The 19,436-nt window shown below is 65.8% G+C and carries 18 protein-coding genes; 7 read left to right on the top strand and 11 right to left on the bottom strand.

Going from position 1 to position 19,436, the window contains the following annotated elements:
* Positions 1–5: 5 nt before the first annotated feature.
* From BVC93_RS14000 to BVC93_RS13960, 10 genes are read right to left on the bottom strand one after another with little or no spacing between them, the layout of a single operon-like run.
* Positions 6–1,016: a zinc-dependent alcohol dehydrogenase gene (locus BVC93_RS14000; RefSeq protein ID WP_083737992.1), complete on the bottom strand. Its 1,011-nt coding sequence runs from the start codon at positions 1,014–1,016 to the stop codon at positions 6–8.
* Between the two features lie 2 nt (positions 1,017–1,018).
* On the bottom strand, positions 1,019–2,530 hold the full coding sequence (araA, locus tag BVC93_RS13995; protein ID WP_083737991.1) for an L-arabinose isomerase: 1,512 nt from the start codon (positions 2,528–2,530) through the stop codon (positions 1,019–1,021).
* The gene (locus tag BVC93_RS13990; protein WP_083737990.1) at positions 2,527–3,240 is read right to left on the bottom strand and encodes an L-ribulose-5-phosphate 4-epimerase; all 714 of its coding nucleotides are present in this window, start codon (positions 3,238–3,240) and stop codon (positions 2,527–2,529) included. Before BVC93_RS13990 ends, araA begins: the two co-directional genes overlap by 4 nt.
* Positions 3,237–4,904 (bottom strand): ribulokinase, encoded by a 1,668-nt coding sequence (araB, locus tag BVC93_RS13985; RefSeq protein WP_083737989.1) that lies wholly within the window; start codon positions 4,902–4,904, stop codon positions 3,237–3,239. The genes BVC93_RS13990 and araB overlap by 4 nt, the downstream gene beginning before the upstream one ends.
* Positions 4,901–5,923 carry a LacI family DNA-binding transcriptional regulator gene (locus BVC93_RS13980; protein ID WP_083737988.1) on the bottom strand — a complete coding sequence of 341 codons (1,023 nt, stop codon included), beginning with the start codon at positions 5,921–5,923 and terminating at the stop codon, positions 4,901–4,903. The genes araB and BVC93_RS13980 overlap by 4 nt, the downstream gene beginning before the upstream one ends.
* Entirely contained in the window at positions 5,920–6,927 is a 1,008-nt protein-coding gene (locus tag BVC93_RS13975; protein ID WP_083737987.1) for an ABC transporter permease subunit, read from the bottom strand. The genes BVC93_RS13980 and BVC93_RS13975 overlap by 4 nt, the downstream gene beginning before the upstream one ends.
* The gene (locus BVC93_RS13970; protein WP_083737986.1) at positions 6,924–8,006 is read right to left on the bottom strand and encodes an ABC transporter permease; all 1,083 of its coding nucleotides are present in this window, start codon (positions 8,004–8,006) and stop codon (positions 6,924–6,926) included. The genes BVC93_RS13975 and BVC93_RS13970 overlap by 4 nt, the downstream gene beginning before the upstream one ends.
* Positions 8,003–8,650 carry an ATP-binding cassette domain-containing protein gene (locus BVC93_RS34000; RefSeq protein WP_236950442.1) on the bottom strand — a complete coding sequence of 216 codons (648 nt, stop codon included), beginning with the start codon at positions 8,648–8,650 and terminating at the stop codon, positions 8,003–8,005. Before BVC93_RS34000 ends, BVC93_RS13970 begins: the two co-directional genes overlap by 4 nt.
* The gene (locus BVC93_RS33995; protein WP_236950357.1) at positions 8,542–9,528 is read right to left on the bottom strand and encodes an ATP-binding cassette domain-containing protein; all 987 of its coding nucleotides are present in this window, start codon (positions 9,526–9,528) and stop codon (positions 8,542–8,544) included. The genes BVC93_RS34000 and BVC93_RS33995 overlap by 109 nt, the downstream gene beginning before the upstream one ends.
* Before the next feature lie 3 nt (positions 9,529–9,531).
* Positions 9,532–10,518, bottom strand: a complete 987-nt coding sequence (locus BVC93_RS13960; protein ID WP_083737985.1) for an ABC transporter substrate-binding protein — start codon at positions 10,516–10,518, stop codon at positions 9,532–9,534.
* Between the two features lie 284 nt (positions 10,519–10,802).
* Between BVC93_RS13960 and chvE the strand changes: the two genes are divergently transcribed.
* Genes chvE through BVC93_RS13930 form a run of 6 tightly spaced genes read left to right on the top strand, consistent with a single transcriptional unit; the run spans position 10,803 to position 17,739 of the window.
* Positions 10,803–11,903, top strand: coding sequence for a multiple monosaccharide ABC transporter substrate-binding protein (gene chvE, locus BVC93_RS13955; RefSeq protein ID WP_083737984.1), 1,101 nt, complete (start codon positions 10,803–10,805; stop codon positions 11,901–11,903).
* Positions 11,903–13,444: a multiple monosaccharide ABC transporter ATP-binding protein gene (gene mmsA, locus BVC93_RS13950; RefSeq protein ID WP_083737983.1), complete on the top strand. Its 1,542-nt coding sequence runs from the start codon at positions 11,903–11,905 to the stop codon at positions 13,442–13,444. Before chvE ends, mmsA begins: the two co-directional genes overlap by 1 nt.
* Positions 13,441–14,673 (top strand): multiple monosaccharide ABC transporter permease, encoded by a 1,233-nt coding sequence (gene mmsB, locus BVC93_RS13945; protein WP_083737982.1) that lies wholly within the window; start codon positions 13,441–13,443, stop codon positions 14,671–14,673. Before mmsA ends, mmsB begins: the two co-directional genes overlap by 4 nt.
* Positions 14,667–15,704: a galactose-1-phosphate uridylyltransferase gene (gene galT, locus BVC93_RS13940; protein ID WP_083737981.1), complete on the top strand. Its 1,038-nt coding sequence runs from the start codon at positions 14,667–14,669 to the stop codon at positions 15,702–15,704. The genes mmsB and galT overlap by 7 nt, the downstream gene beginning before the upstream one ends.
* Before the next feature lie 2 nt (positions 15,705–15,706).
* Entirely contained in the window at positions 15,707–16,801 is a 1,095-nt protein-coding gene (locus BVC93_RS13935; protein ID WP_442929052.1) for a galactokinase, read from the top strand.
* Positions 16,798–17,739, top strand: a complete 942-nt coding sequence (locus BVC93_RS13930; RefSeq protein ID WP_083741044.1) for an aldose 1-epimerase family protein — start codon at positions 16,798–16,800, stop codon at positions 17,737–17,739. Before BVC93_RS13935 ends, BVC93_RS13930 begins: the two co-directional genes overlap by 4 nt.
* Here BVC93_RS13930 and BVC93_RS13925 read toward each other — a convergent pair.
* A complete protein-coding gene (locus tag BVC93_RS13925) occupies positions 17,718–19,007 on the bottom strand; it encodes an MFS transporter (protein WP_192860382.1) in 1,290 nt (429 codons plus the stop codon). The two genes, BVC93_RS13930 and BVC93_RS13925, sit on opposite strands and share 22 nt — an antisense overlap.
* A gap of 36 nt (positions 19,008–19,043) precedes the next feature.
* On the opposite strand from BVC93_RS13925, the gene BVC93_RS13920 reads away from it, so the two are divergent.
* Positions 19,044–19,430 (top strand): DUF2237 family protein, encoded by a 387-nt coding sequence (locus tag BVC93_RS13920; RefSeq protein ID WP_083737978.1) that lies wholly within the window; start codon positions 19,044–19,046, stop codon positions 19,428–19,430.
* The last annotated feature ends 6 nt before the right edge of the window (positions 19,431–19,436 follow it).

The following is a 19,436-nucleotide window of genomic DNA, read 5'->3' as shown; positions in this document are numbered from 1 at the left end:
CACCCTCAGCCGCTCGAGAGCGCCACCACCACCTTGTCACCGTGGCGTTGCGCCGCGGAGGTGAATGCCTTGTCGGCCTCGGCGAGCTGATGCCGCTCGGTCACCAGCGCATCGAGGTCGATGTCGGTGATGGCCAGCTCGATCGCCCGCGGATAGGTGTCGTTCATCCTGCGCACCATCGCAAAGGTGATGCCCTTGCGCCGCGCGGGCGCCGCCGGGAAGGCCGACAGATCCTCTGACGGGATGCCGCCCAGCGCCACCCGGCCTCCCGGTCGCACCGCAGACACGGCGGTCGCGATCGCCGCATCCGTTCCGGCCGCCTCGATCACCACATCGACACCCCGGCCCTGCGTGGCCTCGAGCACCTCGTCGGCGCCGGTCTGCGGCGCCCAGGCGTCCACGGCCCCGAAGCGCAGCGCCGTGCGCCGCCGGTGCTGCAGCGGTTCCACGACGAACACCCGTCGGGCGCCGCGGTGGTAGGCCGCTTGCATACTCAGGACACCGATGGGCCCGGCGCCCACCACCAGCACATCGGACCCGTGCCGTACGTGACCGACGCCGGCGGCGTGGATGGCCACACCCAACGGCTCCAAGAGTGCGCCCGCGTCATCGCTGAGCTCGTCAGGCAGCGGGTGCAGCAGCTCGTCGGGCCACACCAAGTGCTCCTGCATAGCCCCATCCAGGTCACCGTGTCCGGCGAATTGTACTGTGGGGCAAAGGTTGTGATGGCCGGCCCGGCACATTTCACACTGCGCGCACGGGATGGCGGGATCCACCGCGACCCGGCGACCGGCGTGCGGTCCCGTGACGGCGACGGCGGCGAACTCGTGCCCGGGCACCACCGGGCGCTCGATACGGTTCTCGCCGATACCGCCGTCGGTGAACCAGTGCAGATCAGAACCGCAGACCCCCACCGAGGTGACCCGCAGCAACGACCAACCCGGTGGCGCCTCTTGCGGGTCCGGCTCGGTGCCCACGCGCAGGTCACCGACACCGTGCAGGCGCGCGGCCAGCATCGTCACAGCCCCGCCGCAACATGGTGATACACGTTGTTCCAGCGCAGCTCGTGGGCGAAGCCGCGCACCGTGGTGAACTCGTCGATGACCAGCAGCTCGGTACCGGTCATCTCGGCGAAGTCGGCAATGGTGTCGGTGTCGACAGCAGTCGACATCACCGTGTGGTGCGGGGCACCGGCCATCAGCCACGCTTCTGCGGAGGTCGACCATGACGGCAGCGGCTCCCATACTGCGCATGCCACCGGCAGTTTCGGCAGCGCGGCGGTGGGTTCGACCACCCGGACCGCGTTGGCCACCAACCGGAACCGGGAACCCATGTCACTGATACCCACAACCACCGCGTCGGCCGGCGCCGCGGTGAAACGCAACCGAACCGGATCCTCGCGATTGCCGATCGACAGCGGGTGCACCTCCAGCGACGGCGTGCCTGCCGCGATGCTGGGGCAGACCTCCAGCATGTGGGCACCAAGGATGCGCTCTCGCCCCGGTGTCAGATCGTAGGTGTAGTCCTCCATGAACGAGGTGCCGCCCGGCAGTCCCTCGGCCATCACCTTGATCGCGCGGAGCATCAGTGCGGTTTTCCAATCCCCCTCCCCTCCGAAGCCGTAGCCGTCGGCCATCAGCCGCTGTACGGCCAGACCCGGCAACTGTCGTAGCCCGCCGAGATCTTCGAAGTTGGTGGTGAAGGCGTGAAAACCGCCGTCGCCGAGGAACTTGCGCAAGCCCAGCTCGATCTGGGCGCCGTGTCGCAGCGACGCGTGCCGCTCACCACCGGAACGCAGCTCGGCCGACACCTGGTAGGCGGCCTCGTACTCGCGGATCAATTTGTCGACCTCCGCCGGGCGCACCCGGTTGACCACCTCCACCAGATCGTTGACGCCATATGTGTTGACAGAGGTACCGAAATGCGCTTCCGCTTCCACCTTGTCACCCTCGGTGACGGCGACGCCGCGCATGTTGTCACCGAAGCGGGCGATCTTGAGGGTGGCCAGTTCGGCACGGCCGAGGGCCGCACGCACCCAACAACCGATACGGCGCCGAGTGTTCGGCTCACTGATGTGCCCGGCAATGGTCTTGCGTGGGGTCGACAGCCTGGACTGGATGTAGCCGAACTCCCGGTCGCCGTGTGCTGCCTGGTTCAGATTCATGAAGTCCATGTCGATGCTGTCCCACGGCAGCTTGACCTCGAACTGGGTATGCAGGTGCAGCAACGGCTTTCGAAGTCCCGACAACCCCCTGATCCACATCTTCGCCGGAGAGAAGGTGTGCATCCACACGATCACCCCTATGCAGTCACCGCTGGCGTCGGCTTCGCCGAGCACCCGCGCGATCTCGTCGGTGTCCTTGACCACGGGCATCCACCGGACCTCCACCGGGATGTCGACGCAGGCGTCGAGTTGTTCGGCGATGTGCCGTGATTGGTGTGCCACCTGGTCCAGGATGTCCGGACCGTAGAGAGTTTGACTTCCGGTCACCAGCCACACCTGACTGGTGACTATTCGGGATGCGATCATCGGTCGATCTCCTCAGGGCGGTCAGCGTGCGGACCGGTCTGGCCGTACACGTTCTGGTAGCGCTCGAACAGGGCGGCCACGTCATCGGCGTCGATGGGCGGCGCGGAGCCGAGTTGGTTACTGATGTGCACAGTGCGGGCGACGTCCTCCACCATCACCGCGGCCTTGACGGCATCGCGGGCGGTTCGGCCAACGGTGAAGGGTCCGTGATTGCGCATCAGGACCGCCGGTGACTTGCTGTGCTGCAACACTTCCACGATGCCCCGGCCGATGGAATCGTCACCGATGAGGGCGAACGGTCCCACCGGGATGTCACCGCCGAACTCGTCGGCGATCATGGTGAGCACACACGGTATGGGCTCACCTCGGGCCGCCCACGCGGTGGCATAGGTGGAATGGGTGTGGACCACTCCGCCCACCTCGGGCATGTGCCGGTACACGTAGGCGTGCGCGGCGGTGTCCGAGGAGGGACTGAGAGCACCGTCGACCAGGTTGCCGTACAGATCGCAGACCACCATGTCCTCGGCCGTCATCGAATCATAGTCTGCGCCAGATGGTTTGATGACCAACAGGTCGCGGCCGGGTACCCGTGCCGACACGTTTCCCGCCGTCCAGATGACCAGCTCGTAATGCGTCAGTTGAGCATGCAGATCACAAACCTGCTTGCGCAGATCGGCGATCACCCGGTTGACATCGGAGGTAATCGTCACGCCACCACTCCCACTGCTTCTCGTGTCCCGATGTGCCGCAGCCGGCGCATCATGTCGTTTCCGCGGCCAAACCAGTCGTAGGCCGCGACATACTCCCGATAGAGCCGGTTGTAGGCCTCGGCGTTGGCGTGAATCGGGTTGTAGGCCTTGTGTTCACGCTGCCCCATCCGCTTGGCGGCCGTCTGGACGTCCGGGAACGCTCCCGCTGCCGCTGCGGCATGGATGGCCGACCCCAGAGCCGGCGCCTGCGCCGAGGGCACCACCGACAGCGGCAGGCCCACCGCGTCGGCATAGATCTGCATCAGCAGGTGGTTCTTCAGCAGGCCGCCCGCGACCACCAACTCCTCGACCGGGACACCGCTGGCGATGAAGGTCTCCACGATCATCCTGGTGCCGAACGCGGTGGCCTCCAACAGCGCCCGGTACATGTCGACACAGGTGGTTTCCAGTGTCTGCCCGATCATCACCCCGGACAGTTCATGATCCACCAGCACCGAGCGGTTGCCGCTGTGCCAATCGAGAGCCACCAGGCCGTGCTGGCCGACCTTCTGCCGGCCGGCCAGCTCAGTCAGGTGATCGTGCAGTGACAGCCCCCGACGACGCGCCTCGACGTGGTATTGCTCGGGCACACAGTTGTTGACGAACCAGCCGAAGATGTCGCCCACCCCTGATTGACCGGCTTCGTAACCCCAACTGCCCGCAGAGATCCCGCCGTCGACCACTCCGCACATGCCGGGAACTTCCCGCAGCACATCCGAGTTCATCACATGGCAGGTCGATGTTCCCATGATCGCCACCAGCTGTCCCGGCTCCAGCGCGTCGGCCGCGGCGACTGTCACGTGGGCGTCGACATTGCCCACAGCCACCGGAACACCCTGCGGCAGACCGGTCCACCGTGCCGCTTGCGCGGTCAGCACCCCGGCCCGGTCGCCGAGGTTGCCGATGGGGTGTTCGAGCTTGTCGGTGACGAAATCAGCGAAGCCGGGCCGTAACTCGGCGAGGAAGTCCCGTGACGGGTACTGCCCGTCCTGGCGGATGCCCTTGTAACCGGCACTGCACGCGTTGCGGACGTAGTTGCCGCACAGTTGCCAGACAATCCAGTCCGCCGCCTCGACGAAGTGGTCCATCGCCTGGTAGATCTCGGGGTCCTCGTCGAAGATCTCCAGCGCCTTGGCGAACTCCCACTCACTGGAGATCAGTCCGCCGTACCGAGGCAGCCACGCCTCGCCGCGGCGCGTCGCGACGGCATTGATGTCGTCAGCCTGCGGCTGCGGGGAATGGTGGCGCCACAGCTTGGCATACGCGTGCCGGCGATCGGCGAACCGCTCGAGTTCACACAGCGGTGTTCCGTCTGCGGTGACCGGCACCATGGTGCAGGCGGTGAAGTCGGTGCCGATACCGATGACATCTGCGACGTCGATCCCGGCCTTGGCGACAGCCGCGGGGACAGCGGTGCGCAGGACGTTCACGTAGTCCGCGGGAACCTGCAGCGCCGACATCGAAGGCAGCCGTGCCGGGTGTCCGGGCAGCGTCTCGGTGAGGACGGCGTGCTCGTAGACGTGTTCGGCGCTGGCCATCTCGTGGCCGTCGCCGACTCGCACCACCAGCGCGCGACCGGACAGGGTTCCGAAATCGATTCCGACAGTGTATTTCTCACGATTCATGGGGTCTCCTCGAACACCGCGGTGCTCTGACGAACGATCAGTTCAGGGGGAAGCAACGGCATACTGGTCGGTGAGCCGTCCAGGATGGAGGTCACCAACTCGATGGCGCGTTGGCCGATGACGTGGAAGTCCTGCCGGACGGTGGTCAGGGCCGGGTTCAGATAGGCCGCTTCCGGGATGTCGTCGAAGCCGACGACGCTGACGTCGCCGGGCACCGACAGGCCGGCTTCGGCGAAGGCGTGCAGCACCCCGATGGACATCTGGTCGTTGGCCACGAACACCGCGGTGGTGTCGCCGCGGTGGGCCAGCTCGCGTCCCAGCTCGTATCCGCGTCCCGGTGTCCAATCCCCCTGCAGCGGCTCGCGCGGCGTCAGCCCGGCCGCCCGCATCGCGTCCTCGTAACCGATGCGTCGCCCCTTGGCTTCGGTCCAGCTCACCGGTCCGGCGATGTGGTCGATGGCACGGTGGCCCAGTTCGATCAGGTGCGCCGTGGCATGGCGGGCGCCCTCGATCTGGTCCACACCGACACTCAGGCCGCGCCCCGACAGGTCGCCCTCGACGACGATCAGGGGCAACCCGGCATCCGCGGAGTGCGCGACGTCCAGGGCGTCCTCCTGGGCCGCGATCATCACGATGGCCTCGACCGACTGCCGCGCCAGGCGGTCCAGTGCGTCGCGCAGGCCACCCGGGGTCGCCTCGGCCAGCGGCACCATCGTGGTGAAGTATCCGGCCGCCCTGGCCGCCTCCTCCACGGAACGCTGCACACTCGACGGGCCGTACAGGGCACTGCTGGTCCCGATGATCCCGATGATCCCGGACCGGCGCGTCACCAGGGCGCGCGCCGCGGTGTTGGGCCGGTACCCGAGTTCATCGATCGCCTGCTGCACACGTTCTTTGGTGGCCGGGCGGATGTTGGCAGACCCGTTGATGACCCGAGACACCGTCTGGTGGCTCACCCCGGCCAGCCGCGCGACATCGGCCATCACCGGTTTCGACGGGAACGTCGGCTGACTGCTCATCCTGGCTTCCTCACCACTAGACGCTGCACGAGAACGAAGACCAACAACAGGACCCCGGTCATGATCCGGGTCCAGTACGAGTCCAGATTCTCCGCGGTCACGAATGTCTGGATGGTGCCGAGCACCAGAACGCCGATCACCGACCCGAACACGAAACCCACTCCACCGGAGAGCAGTACCCCTCCGATCACGGCGGCAGCGATGGCGTCGAGTTCCATGCCTATGCCGTTGAGGCTGTATCCGGACAGCTTCTGCACCGCCAGCAGCAGGCCGGCCAGCGCTGCACACAACCCGCTGATCACATACACCGACACCCGCGCCCGCGACGCTTCGAGCCCCATCAGCACAGCCGACTGGCGGTTGCCACCCACGGCGTACACCGTGCGCCCGAACCGGGTCTGGTGCAGCACGTAAGCCGCGACCACCACCACGGTCAGGGCGATCACCACCGTCCACCGGATGAACTTGTCCTCGTAGAGGTAGACGTAGTTCAAGCCGATCTGACGCAACACCGGGTCCTTGATGGGCAGGGTGTCGACACTGATCACGTAACACAGTCCACGGGCCAGGAACATGCCGGCCAGGGTGGCGATGAACGGCTGGACGTCGAAGTACTCGATGACCAACCCCATCAACAGCCCGAGCACCGGCCCGACCACCAGAACAGCACCGATCGCCAGCGGCATCGGCCAGCCGCCCTGCAACGCCGTGGCCACGATCACGGTCGACAGCGCCACCACCGAACCGACCGAGAGGTCGATCCCGCCCGTCACGATCACGAATGTCATACCGACCGCGAGCACCACCAGATAGGCGTTGTCCACGAACAGGTTCAGGAAAACCTGGGCCGGGCTGGCGAAGTCATAGCGCGTCACCACCGCGGTGAACATCACCAGGAACAACGCCAGAGAGGCCAGCGGAGACAGATAGCGACCGCGGGCCCGCCGCAGCAACTCGGCTGCCAGGAGTCCACCCGGCGAACCGGCGGTGGTTCGGATGCTCATGATCGGCTCATCTCACGCGTGGGCAGGTCGTCGCGGCCCACCGGGGCCGATGTTGTCGGGCTTCGGTCGTGCCCGTGCGGCCGGGATCGCCGTTGGGTCAGCACCGCCCGGAACTTCGGGGACTGCAGTAGGCACACCGCGATCACCACCAGTGCCTTGAACACCAACGTGGTTTCCGGAGTGATTCCCGCGGTGTAGACGGTGGTGGTCAGTGTCTGGATGATCAGAGCCCCCAGAATGGTTCCGGTCAGGCTGAACCGGCCGCCCAACAGCGACGTGCCTCCGATCACCACCGCGAGGATGGCGTCCATCTCGATCCAGAGACCGGCGTTGTTGGCGTCGGCGGCCGAGATGTTCGACGAGATCATCAGGCCGGCGACGCCGGCACACAGGGCACAGAAGACGTAGACGGCGAAGACGATCGAGCGGTGCCGGACGCCGGCGAGCCTACTGGCCTCCGGATTGATCCCCACCGATTCCAGCAGCATGCCCAAGGCGGTGCGCCGCACCACCAGACCCACCACCGCGAACACCGCGAGACTCACCAGGATCGCCACCGGCAACCCGAACGCATACCCGGCACCCAGCACCTTGAAGGGGGCACTGGTGACCGTGACGATCTGGCCGTCGGTGATGAACAACGCGATTCCGCGACCTGCGGTCATCAGCACCAGCGTCGCGATGATGGGCTGGACACCCAGCACCGAGACCAGCATTCCGTTCCACAGGCCCAGCCCCACCGCCACGCCGAGAGCGATACCCATCGCGGTGATCACCGTCCCGGTACCGGCGGGGTCGCCCGACGCTGCGATGTGCGCACAGGCCAAAGCGCCGCTGACGGCCACCACCGCGCCCACCGACAGGTCGATTCCGCGGGAGGCGATCACCAGGGTCATGCCGAGTGCCACCAACATGGTGGGTGCACCGTTGCGCAGGATGTCGATCAGACTGCCGAACAGGTGCCCGTCCTGGATGCGGATGCTCAAGAAGCTGGGTGTCAGAATCACATTGAGCGCCAGCAGGGCGGTCAGGGCCAGCGTGGGCCACAGCAGTGGTGAGGCAGGCAACTTCCTGTTCATGTCGGGCTCCCACCCGCGATCAGCGCAGTCAGTTCCCTGACGCCGCAGTCAGATCCGACCTGCGCGACGCAATGGCCATCCCGCAGTACGGCGATCCGGTTGCTGATCCGCACCACTTCGTCGAGTTCTGCGGAGATGAACAGCATGCCCATACCGTCTTCAGCCAACTCCGCCACGAGCTTCTGGATCTGAGCCTTGGCCCCCACGTCGATACCGCGTGTCGGTTCATCCAAGATGAAGAGCTGAGGTCGGGTGATCAGCCATCGGGCCAACAACACCTTCTGTTGATTGCCACCGCTGAGGTTCTTCACCAACGCTGCTGGATCACGGGGGCGGATATCGAGCACGTGCATGTAGCGCTGCACCAGCTCGGTGGTGGTCTTCTTCGACAGGGGCCGCGCGAATCCGCGCCGGGCCTGCAGTGCCAGCACCAGATTCTCCCGGACTGTCAGCTCGCCGATGATGCCCTCACCCTTGCGGTCTTCGGAGGTGAAGGCCACACCGTGGGCGATGGCGGCCCGCGGTGATCGCAATGTCACCGGTTTGCCGTTGATCGAGATGTCACCGGAGCTCGCACGGTCAGCTCCGAACAGCAAGCGGGCCAACTCCGTTCGCCCTGAGCCCAGCAGTCCGGCCAGTCCCACCACTTCGCCCCGGTGCACGTCGATGTCCGTCGGCGCCACTCTGGGGCACGACCGACCCCGCTGGCGTGCAGCACCGGCTGGGTCTCCGCGACGGTGTGCGCCGTGCCCTCGCCCAACTCCTCCAGCAGGTCCATCTCGTGTCCGAGCATGGCCGCCACCAGCTGCACCCGGTCCAGTGCCGCCGTCGGGTATTCGCCCACCAGGCGTCCGTTGCGCAGCACGGTCAGCCGGTCCGAGATCGCGTACACCTGGTCCAGGAAGTGGGAGACGAACAGGATGGCCGTCCCGCCATCCCGGAGCCGGCGCATCACGCGGAACAACTCGGCCACCTCACCGGTGTCCAGGCTCGACGTCGGTTCGTCGAGGATCAGCACCTGCGCGGACACCGCTGTCGCCCGGGCGATCGCAACAAGCTGCTGCATCGCGATCGGATGATCCCCCAGGGTGGAGCCGGCATCGATGTCGAGATCGAGCTCTGCGAGCAGCTGCGCGGCGCGCCGTCTCATGGCGCGGGAGTCGATGCGCCCCAGGCGTCGCGGCTCACGTCCCAGCAGGATGTTCTCCGCCACAGACAGATTGGCGCAGAGATTGACCTCCTGGTAGACGGTGCTGATCCCCGCCTCCTGCGCCTGCCGGGGGCTGGTGAACCGTTGCGGCACACCGGCAACCGCGATGCTTCCGGCGTCGACGTCGTAGACGCCGGTGAGCGCCTTGATCAAGGTCGACTTCCCGGCGCCGTTCTCGCCCATCAGCGCGTGGATCTCGCCGGGGAGCAGGCGGAAGTCGACGGCATCAAGGGCCCGCACCCCCGGGAAATTGATGGTGATACCGCGCATGTCGACCACCGGTGTGGCCATCGCGAACTCGTTGACCGGCATCGGTCAGTACTTGCGGTCCGGCAGCACGGCGGCGGCCTGCTGCTGATCGAAGGTCTCGTCGGGGGTGACGACGCGTGGCGGCACCGGGTCACCGGCGACCACCTGCTGCGCCAGTTCCATCAGTTGCGGGCCCAGCAGAGGGTTGCATTCGACGATGAAGTTGAACTTGCCGTCAGCCAGGGCCTGCATCCCGTCGTGGGTGGCGTCGATCGCGACGATCTTGATGTCCTGTCCCGGTTTCTTGCCCGCGGCCTCGATGGCTTCCATGGCACCGAGCGCCATGTCGTCGTTCTGCGCGAACACCAGGTCGATCTTCGGATTGGCCTTGAGGAAGGCCTCCATCACCTGCTTGCCACCCGACCGGGTGAAATCGCCTGTCTGCGAGGCAATCACGGTGAGTTTGGGATCGGCGGCGATGGCTTCGGCGAAGCCCTTGCTGCGCTCCAGGGCGGGGTCGGAACCCGTCGTACCCTCCAGTTGCACGATGTTCACCGGCCCGGGGGCGGCGGCGTACTCTTTGACCACCCAGTCACCGGCCCAGGTGCCCTCCCGGACGAAATCGGCGCCCAGGAAGGTCTTGTAGACGTCGGGTTCGGAGGTGTCGACCGCGCGGTCGGTGAGGATCACGGGGATGCCGGCATTCTTGGCCTCGAGCAGCACGGCGTCCCAGCCGGTGCGGACCACTGGGCTGAACGCGATCACATCGACCTGCTGCTGCACGAACGACCGGATTGCTGAGATCTGGTTCTCCTGCTTGCCACCCGCATCGGAGAATTTGAGGTCGATGTCGGCGGCCTTGGCCGCGTCCTGGATGGAGGCCGTGTTGGCCGTGCGCCACCCGCTTTCCGCACCCACCTGGGAGAAGCCCATGGTGATCCGGCCGTCGTCGGAGCCGCCGCCGGCGTCGCCGGCTGGCGCCGGTCCGCTGCCACAGGCCGACAGGACGCCCACCGTCACGATGCCGAGCACCGCGGTCAAGAACTTGCTCATGACAAACCCTTCATTCGAGTATTCGCCGAGGTCAGAGCAGCGCCGGTGAGATGAGAAGGCATAGAAGATGCAACGGTAGAAGATGTGACCGGCGTTACATTCAGGGATGTTAACGTTCACATTCCACCGCTGTCAACGATTTTGTGAGCGCTCACATTTGTTTGTTCGGCGCCTTGACAAATACGTGAGAGAGGTCACAAGATCGCACATGTGAGCGCTCACATCACGTAGGCGATCACGTCCAGCCGTCGATGTGCGGCAACAAACCAAGCGGAGGATTCCCCATGCGCAGGAGCTTTGTCCGAGCTGTGGGCGTGCTCGCAGCCGCGGTTGCGATCACCAGCGTCGGCTGCGGCCGGTCGACCACCACCGAAGCCACCGACGCCGGCGGTGAACACACCGGCACCATCGGTATCTCGATGCCCACCAAGTCCTCCGAGCGATGGGTGGCCGACGGTGACAACATGGCCGAGCAGTTCCAGGCCCTCGGCTACCAGACCGATCTGCAGTACGGCGACGACGTGGTGCAGAACCAGGTGTCGCAGATCGAGAACATGATCACCAAGGGCGTGCGGGCCCTCGTCATCGCACCGATCGACGGCTCCTCGCTGACCGACATCCTGCAGCGGGCCGCTGACGCCGACATTCCGGTGGTCAGCTATGACCGCCTGATCCGCGGGTCGGAGAACGTCGACTACTACGCCACCTTCGACAACTTCAAAGTCGGCGTGCTGCAGGCCAATTACATTGTCGACACCCTCGGCGTGGAGCAGAACCCGGGCCCGTTCAACATCGAACTGTTCGCCGGATCGCCGGATGACAACAACGCCACCTTCTTCTTCGACGGCGCCATGAGTGTGCTGACACCCTACATCGACAGCGGCAAGCTGGTGGTGCGCAGCGGCCAGACGTCCTTCGATCAGGTGGCCACCCTGCGCTGGGACGGCGGGCTGGCCCAGTCCCGGATGGACAACCTGCTCAGCCGGGCCTACACCAGCGGCCGGGTAGACGCCGTGCTCTCGCCGTATGACGGGATGTCCCTTGGCATCATCTCCGCGCTGAAGAGCTCGGGTTACGGCACACCGGCCAACCCGCTGCCGGTGGTCACCGGGCAGGACGCCGAGCTGGCCTCCGTCAAGTCCATCATCGCGGGTGAGCAGACACAGACAGTCTTCAAGGACACCCGGGAACTGGCCGAATCCGCAGTACAGATGGCCGATTCCATGCTCACCGACGGCGAACCCGAGGTCAACGACACCACCACCTACGACAACGGGGTGAAGGTGGTGCCGTCCTATCTCCTGGAACCGGTCAGCGTCGACAGGGAGAACTACGAAAAGGTGCTGGTCGAATCGGGTTACTACACCCAGGACCAGCTCGCCTGATGAGCCGGTCCGCTACACCGCTACTCCAGATGCGGGACATCACCAAACGCTTCGGTGCCGTCACCGCGTTGCGCGACGTCAACCTGACGGTGCGCCAGGGCGAGATCCACGCCATCTGCGGGGAGAACGGTGCCGGTAAGTCCACCTTGATGAAAGTGCTCAGCGGTATCTACCCGCACGGCAGCTACACCGGTGAGATCGATTTCGACGGAAAACCCGGTAATTTCAAGGACATCCGCTCCAGCGAGCGCGCCGGCATCGGCATCATCCACCAGGAGCTGGCGCTGGTGCCGGTGCTGACCATCGCCGAGAACATCTTCCTCGGCAACGAACACGCGTCGGCCGGGGTGATCAACTGGAATGAGACCACCACCGGAGCCCAGAAACTATTGCAGCGGGTCGGTTTGCGGGAGAGCCCGGGCACCAGGATCTCCGACATCGGGGTGGGCAAACAGCAACTCGTGGAGATCGCCAAGGCCCTGTCGAAGAAGGTCAAACTGCTGATCCTCGACGAGCCGACTGCCGCGCTCAACGACGAGGACAGCCGGCACCTGCTCGACCTCATGATCGAGCTTCGCGGCCAAGGCCTGACGTGCATCATCATCTCGCACAAGCTCAACGAGGTGATGCAGGTGGCCGACAGCATCACGATCCTGCGCGACGGGCAGACCATCGAAACCCTTGCGGTGGATCACGAGATCACCGAAGAGCACGTGATCCGGGGCATGGTCGGGCGTGACATGACCGACCGCTTTCCCGAGCGCACCCCGCATCCCATCGGCGAGGTGACCTTCGCCATCGAGGACTGGACGGTGTTCCATCCGTTGGACCAGCATCGCAAGGTGGTCGACGGGGTGTCGATCAATGTGCGCCGCGGCGAGGTGGTCGGCCTCGCGGGACTGATGGGTGCCGGCCGGACCGAGCTGGCGATGAGCGTGTTCGGACGCAGCTACGGCAAGAAGGCCGGCGGCGCGGTGTTCAAGGACGGCAAGGAGATTCGGACCAACACCGTGTCCGACGCGATCACCAACCGGATCGCCTACGCCACCGAAGACCGTAAGCACTACGGCCTGAACCTGATGGATGACATCGCCCGCAGTGTCACCCTGGCGTCGCTGCAGAAGGTGAGCAAGATGTCTGTCATCAACGAGCATGAGGAGGCGGTGGTCGCCGACCGGTTCCGCAAGGACATGCACATCAAGGCGCAGTCGGTGAAGACCACCACCGGCAACCTGTCCGGGGGCAATCAGCAGAAGGTGGTGCTGAGCAAGTGGATCTTCGCCGACCCGGATGTGCTGATCCTCGACGAACCCACCCGCGGGATCGACGTCGGCGCCAAGTACGAGATCTACACGATCATCAACGCCCTTGCTGCCGAGGGTAAATCGATCATCGTCATCTCCTCGGAACTGCCCGAGCTGATCGGCTTGTGCGACCGCATCTACACGCTGAACGAAGGTCGCCTCACCGGAGAGGTCAGCCGTGCTGACGCGACCCAGGAGACATTGATGCATCACATGATGAAGGGACGAACCACATGACCACCACCCCCACGGTGGACACCCCACCACCGGCGTCGACAGCGCCGCCACCGGATTCCACGGTGAGTCGCCTCACCGCGGCGATCCGGGGCAACTTCCGCCAGTACGGCATGGTCGTGGCCCTGGTGCTCATCGTCATCCTGTTCCAGTTCACCACCGACGGCATCCTGCTCAAGCCGCTCAACGTCACCAACATCGTTCAACAGAACGGCTACATCCTGATCTTGGCCATCGGGATGGTGATGGTCATCATCTCAGGGCACATCGACCTCTCGGTGGGATCGATCGCCGGGTTCGTCGGTGCCACCTCCGCGGTGCTGATGATCAACCACTCCATGCCCTGGCCGGTGGCTGTCGTAGCCTGCCTGCTTCTCGGGGCGTTGATCGGCGCATGGCAAGGCTTTTGGATCGCCTACGTCGGCATCCCCTCCTTCATCGTCACCTTGGCGGGCATGCTGGTGTTCCGCGGCGCCACCCAGTATCTGTTGGAGGGCCAGTCGATAGCACCGTTCCCCCGCAGTTTCGGGGCGGTCAGCAGCGGGTTCCTGCCCGAGATCGGTGGCAGCAGCCTCTACCACTGGCCCACCATCATCCTCGGCGCTCTGGTCACCGTGGCGGCGGTCTGGCAGCAGGTACGCCAACGTCGAGCTCAGTCCCACTACGGTTTCGACGTCCTGCCCACCGGGTGGTTCATCGCCAAGTGCGCGGCCATCACGGCGGCGCTGGCCGCGTTCACCCTCCTGCTCGCCAGCTACCGCGGCGTCCCGGTGGTGGGCATCGTGCTGGCAGTCGCGTTCGTCATCTACGCCTTTGTGATGCGCTCCACGGTGTTCGGTCGGCAGGTGTACGCCGTCGGTGGCAACGTCGCGGCGGCGCGGCTGTCGGGAGTCAAGACCAAGCGGGTCACCTTCCTGGTTTTCGTGAACATGGGACTGCTCTCGGCGCTGGCGGGTCTGCTGTTCGCCGCCCGGCTCAACTCGGCCACCCCGCAGGCCGGCATCGGCATGGAGCTGGAAGCCATTGCGGCAGCGTTCATCGGCGGTGCGTCGGCCAACGGTGGCGTGGGTACGGTGTTCGGTGCGGTGATCGGCGGCTTCGTCTTGGGCGTGCTGAACAACGGCATGTCGCTGATCGGCATCGGCAGTGACGTCCAACAGCTCATCAAGGGACTGGTGTTGCTGGCTGCGGTGGGCTTCGACGTCTACAACAAGAAGAAGGGCGCATCCTGACCCTCGCGGCCACCCACCGGACCCTGGCAGACGGGCGCGACCTGTGGTTCTACGATCTGCCCGGGCACCGGTGTGCCCCGGTGCCCGATCGTCGCGTCCTGCCCGTCCACGCCGGATCCCCGCCGGAGTTGCGCTTCGACCGGCGCACCGGGGAATGGGTGGTGATCGCGGCACAGCGCCAGGAACGCACCTACAAACCCCCGCCCGATCAGTGCCCCCTGTGCCCAGGGCCCACCGGATTGAGCAGTGAGATACCGGCTCTCGACTACGACGTCGTGGTATTCGAGAACCGCTTCGCCAGTCTGTCTGCCGCCGACAACGGGCGCTGCGAGGTGGTCTGCTTCTCCAGCGACCACAACGGATCCTTCGGCGGGCTGGATCACCGCAAGGCGAGACTGGTTGTCGACGTGTGGCGTGATCGCACCGGTGATCTGATGTCGCGGCCCGGTATCGAGCAGGTGTTCTGTTTCGAGAATCGCGGTGAGCAGATCGGGGTGACCCTGACCCACCCGCACGGCCAGATCTACGGCTATCCGTATCTGCCGCCCACAACGCGGGCTCTGATGGCGGCAGCGGGCACACACCGGCAGACCCATGGCACCAATATGTTCGCCGACATGCTGGCCGAGGAACGCGCCGACGGCGCCCGAATCATCATGAGCAGCAAGAGCTTCACCGCTCTGGCGCCGTTCGCGGCCCGCTGGCCCGTGGAGGTGCACATCTACCCGAACCGGAAGGTCCGAAGCCTGCTCGACTTCGACGATGCCGAACTCGAGGACTTCACCTTCGTGTACCAGCAGATCCTGCAACGGCTCGACCGAATGTATGCCGATCCGATGCCCTACATGTCGGCACTGCATCAGTACACCGACAGCCACGCCCAGCGCGAGGGTTACTTCCACGCCCAGGTGATCTCCATACGGCGCAGCGCCACCAAGCTGAAGTATCTCGCCAGTTCGGAGTCGGTGATGGGGGCATTCATCAACGACGTGAGTCCAGAAGCCCTTGCCGACACACTGCGGGGGCTCTGACCGTGGCGGGCACCGTGCGGTTCTCGGCACCGGGACGGATCAACCTCATCGGCGAGCACACCGACTACAACCTCGGTTTCGCCCTGCCGATCGCCGTGGGCGAACGTACCGCCGTCACCTTCGAGCCAGACAACAGCCGGGAGCTCGCGGTACGCAGCGATCGCTCCCCCAATCCGGTCACGGTGCTGTGCAACACCGTTCCCGGTGCTGTCACCGGCTGGGCGGCGTACGTGGCCGGGGTGGTGTGGGCGCTACAGTGCGCAGGCCACCCTGTCCCCGGCGGAGCCATGTCGATCACCGGAGGTGTCGACATGGGTGCCGGGCTGGCATCCTCGGCGGCACTGGAGTGTGCGGTGCTCGGCGCGTTGCTGAGAGCTTCCGGCCGGTCCATCAACCGACTGGAACAGGCGCTCATCGCAAGCCGGGCCGAAAACGACTACGTCGGCGTCCCCACCGGGCTGTTGGATCAGCTCGCAATCCTCTTCGCGGAACCGAAACGGGCGCAGCTCATCGACTTCCGCGACAACACGACAGAGTCGGTGGCATTTGATCCCGATGCTCACGATCTGGTGTTGCTGCTCATCAACTCTCACACCCGCCATCAACACAGCGGCGGTGAGTACGCAGCCCGCCGCGCGTCGTGCGAGCGGGCCGCGGCGGCTTTGGGCGTAACCTCGTTACGCGACGTTCACGACCGAGGGGAGATTGTGGTCAGCACCCTGGACGACACCGAGGACCGGCGCCGCGCCCGTCACATCGTCACCGAGAACCGGCGGGTCCTGCAGACCGTGCAGGCGCTGCGCGGCAACGATTTCGTCGAAGTGGGCCGCGTGCTCACCGAGTCACACGCGTCGATGCGCGACGACTTCGAGATCACCACCGATCACCTCGATCTGATCGCCGAATCTGCCGTCGCGGCAGGTGCTCTGGGCGCGCGCATGACCGGCGGCGGCTTCGGGGGATGTGTCATCGCATTGGTCGCCACCGCGCGCGCGGACGCTGTGGGAGACGCCGTTCTCGCGGCGGTGCGCCGCGCCGGCCACCGTGAACCCACCATCACACACACCCGGCCCGCCAACGGGGCCGCCTCGTGGTGAGGGCAGTCTCGGGCGCACCTGAGGTCGAGTACACACTGCAGCTCGAGACCCCCGGTCGGTGGGTGCGCGCCGTCATCGTCGACGTGGGCGCCGCCCTGCAGCATCTCAGCGTCGGCGACGTCGCTCTCACCCCGGCGGCCCACCCGGAGGTCCCGGCTCCGTTCTTCTGCGGAAAGATACTGGCGCCCTGGCCCAATCGGATACGCGACGGCCGGTGGACACACGACGGTCGAACATTCGAACTCGCCATCACCGACACCACCTACGGCACCGCACTGCACGGGCTCCTCAGCCACACCACCTACAACGTCGTCATGCGCACCGAGTCCTCGGTGACACTGCAGGCGCCGGTGACAGCCCGGCCCGGCTACCCCTTCGACCTGGACACCAGGGTGCACTACCGACTGACACCCACGGGCCTGGAGGCCAGACAAGAGCTCCGCAACACCGGGTCCAACTGCGCGCCTGTGGGTTTCGGGGCGCACCCGTTCCTGACGATCGGCGACGTGCCGACCGAGACGTGCGCGCTGACCGTCAACGGCAGATACCACGTCGACGTCGACGACCGGCTGCTTCCCGTCGGGCTCACCCCGGTGGAGGGATCCGAGTGGGACCTGCGCGGCGGGCGGGCCGTCGCCGAGATGACGCTCGACGACTGCTGGGCAGTGGCGGCAGAGCCGGACGGCACCAGCACCCACGCATTGCACGCTCCGGACGGCCGATCCGTCTCATTGCACGCCGACGCACAATTCGGCTTCGTGCATGCATTCATCACCCGTGAATTCCCCTCGCCCGACGGCCCGGTCACCGCCGTGGCGGTGGAGCCGGTGACCGCACCGGCCGATGCGTTCAACAACGGTCTCGGCCTGCGGTGGCTGGCCCCGGGTGAGTCGGTGTCGGGCCGGTGGTCGATCGTCTACCGCGACGCGACGGCTTGAGACGGTCCCACCACGGCGCTCAGTTCGACACCCTTGGTCTCGGGCAGACGGAACGTCGCCGCCAGACTGATGCCCACCAGCAGTGCCATCATCACGCCGATGGCAAGCGGACCGAATGCGTCGACCAGAGGTCCAGCCAGGATCGGCGGCACCGCGCCGCCGATGATGCCGCCGAGGTTGAACGTGAGCCCCGCACCGCTGTAGCGGTAGCGAGTTGCGAAGATCTCCGGCAGGAACGACGCCATGGGGCCGCTGGCGATACCCAGGATGGCGTAAGTACCGACGATGGCGACTCCGAAGAGCTGCGTGGAATCGGTGTCCAATAGTGGCATCACCAGGAAGGACCACGGCAGCGCCAGGCAGAAACCGGTCAAGATGACGCGCCGCCGGCCCACACGGTCACACACCGTGGCCGCCAATGCCGTGGTGATCAGCATCGCCACACCACCGAGCACCCCGACCGACAGCACGATTTCACGTGGGTGCTGCAAGATCGTCGTCGCATACCCCATGAGGTACGTGCCGCCCATGAAGCTGAAGGTGAAGACACCGACCATGCATCCCGAACCCAACAGCACCTGCCGCGGTTGCGCCCCGAACAGCTCGGACAGCGGTGCCTGCCCGGGTTCGTGCACCACAGCGGCAAAAACCGGCGTCTCCTCGATACTCACCCGGATGTACAGTGCGATGATCAGTAGCACGGCACTGAACAGGAACGGCACCCGCCAGCCCCAGTCCATGAACGTCGGGCTCTTTTCTCCCACAGTCAGATTCACCACCAGGAACACCGCGTTGCCGAGCACCAGGCCGGCCCCGACACCGAGTTGGGTGAACATGCCGTAGCGTCCGCGTCGGTCCCGCGGGGCGTACTCGGCGCTCAGCAGTGCCGAGCCGGCCCATTCGCCACCGACCGCGAAACCCTGCAGCAGTCGCAGCGCCAACAGCAGCAGTGGTGCCGCCATACCGATGGTCTCGGCTGACGGCACCAGACCCACCCCCACGGTGGACAACCCCATGATCACCAACGTGGCCACCAGGGTCTTCTTGCGGCCCAGACGATCTCCGAAGTGGCCGAACACGGCCGCGCCGACCGGTCGCGACAGGAACGCCACCGCAAACGTCGACAACGAGGCGACCGTGGCCACGGTGGGACTCAGGTTCGGGAAGAACACCTCGGGAAACACCAGCGCGGCGGCGGTGCCGTAGATGAAGAAGTCGTAGTACTCGATAGCCGTTCCGACAAAGCTGGCCGTGGCCACCCGACGCATTCCCACGGCGGACATTGTGCACGCAATACTTGAGGTATGTCTGAGCTCAACGTTCTCGGGGGTCCGCTCGAACCGTGCGGTACCGATCCCATGACAGGGTTCTACCGCGACGGCTGCTGCTCCACCGGAGCCGAAGACGTGGGGCGGCACATCATTTGCGGCGTGGTCACCACAGAGTTCCTCGAACACCAGCGCTCCATCGGCAACGACCTGTCGACACCGATGCCGCAGTACCGCTTTCCCGGCCTGGTGCCCGGCGACCGGTGGTGCATCACCGCAGCCAATTGGTTACGCGCCCACCAGGACGGTCGTGCCTGCCCGGTGGTGCTGGCCGCCACCCACGAGCGCGCCCTGGATCTGGTGACGCTGGAAGAGCTACAGCGCTACGCCGTGGACGTCCCCGACGACCTGGCCGGGCTGTAGCTCCTG

This window comes from Mycobacterium sp. MS1601, assembly GCF_001984215.1.
Classification (GTDB): domain Bacteria; phylum Actinomycetota; class Actinomycetes; order Mycobacteriales; family Mycobacteriaceae; genus Mycobacterium.
The sequence above is the reverse complement of the archived record's forward strand: the minus strand, read 5'-3'. Positions and strand labels throughout refer to the sequence as shown.

Bases quoted from the DNA above. Each gene is read 5' to 3' on its own strand.
- BVC93_RS14000 (WP_083737992.1), bottom strand. From the start codon at position 1,016: ATGCTGGCCGCGCGCCTGCACGGTGTCGGTGACCTGCGCGTGGGCACC.
- araA (WP_083737991.1), bottom strand. From the start codon at position 2,530: ATGATCGCATCCCGAATAGTCACCAGTCAGGTGTGGCTGGTGACCGGA.
- araB (WP_083737989.1), bottom strand. From the start codon at position 4,904: ATGAATCGTGAGAAATACACTGTCGGAATCGATTTCGGAACCCTGTCC.
- BVC93_RS13980 (WP_083737988.1), bottom strand. From the start codon at position 5,923: ATGAGCAGTCAGCCGACGTTCCCGTCGAAACCGGTGATGGCCGATGTC.
- BVC93_RS13975 (WP_083737987.1), bottom strand. From the start codon at position 6,927: ATGAGCATCCGAACCACCGCCGGTTCGCCGGGTGGACTCCTGGCAGCC.
- BVC93_RS13970 (WP_083737986.1), bottom strand. From the start codon at position 8,006: ATGAACAGGAAGTTGCCTGCCTCACCACTGCTGTGGCCCACGCTGGCC.
- BVC93_RS33995 (WP_236950357.1), bottom strand. From the start codon at position 9,528: ATGCCGGTCAACGAGTTCGCGATGGCCACACCGGTGGTCGACATGCGC.
- BVC93_RS13960 (WP_083737985.1), bottom strand. From the start codon at position 10,518: ATGAGCAAGTTCTTGACCGCGGTGCTCGGCATCGTGACGGTGGGCGTC.
- chvE (WP_083737984.1), top strand. From the start codon at position 10,803: ATGCGCAGGAGCTTTGTCCGAGCTGTGGGCGTGCTCGCAGCCGCGGTT.
- mmsA (WP_083737983.1), top strand. From the start codon at position 11,903: ATGAGCCGGTCCGCTACACCGCTACTCCAGATGCGGGACATCACCAAA.
- mmsB (WP_083737982.1), top strand. From the start codon at position 13,441: ATGACCACCACCCCCACGGTGGACACCCCACCACCGGCGTCGACAGCG.
- BVC93_RS13925 (WP_192860382.1), bottom strand. From the start codon at position 19,007: ATGCGTCGGGTGGCCACGGCCAGCTTTGTCGGAACGGCTATCGAGTAC.
- BVC93_RS13920 (WP_083737978.1), top strand. From the start codon at position 19,044: ATGTCTGAGCTCAACGTTCTCGGGGGTCCGCTCGAACCGTGCGGTACC.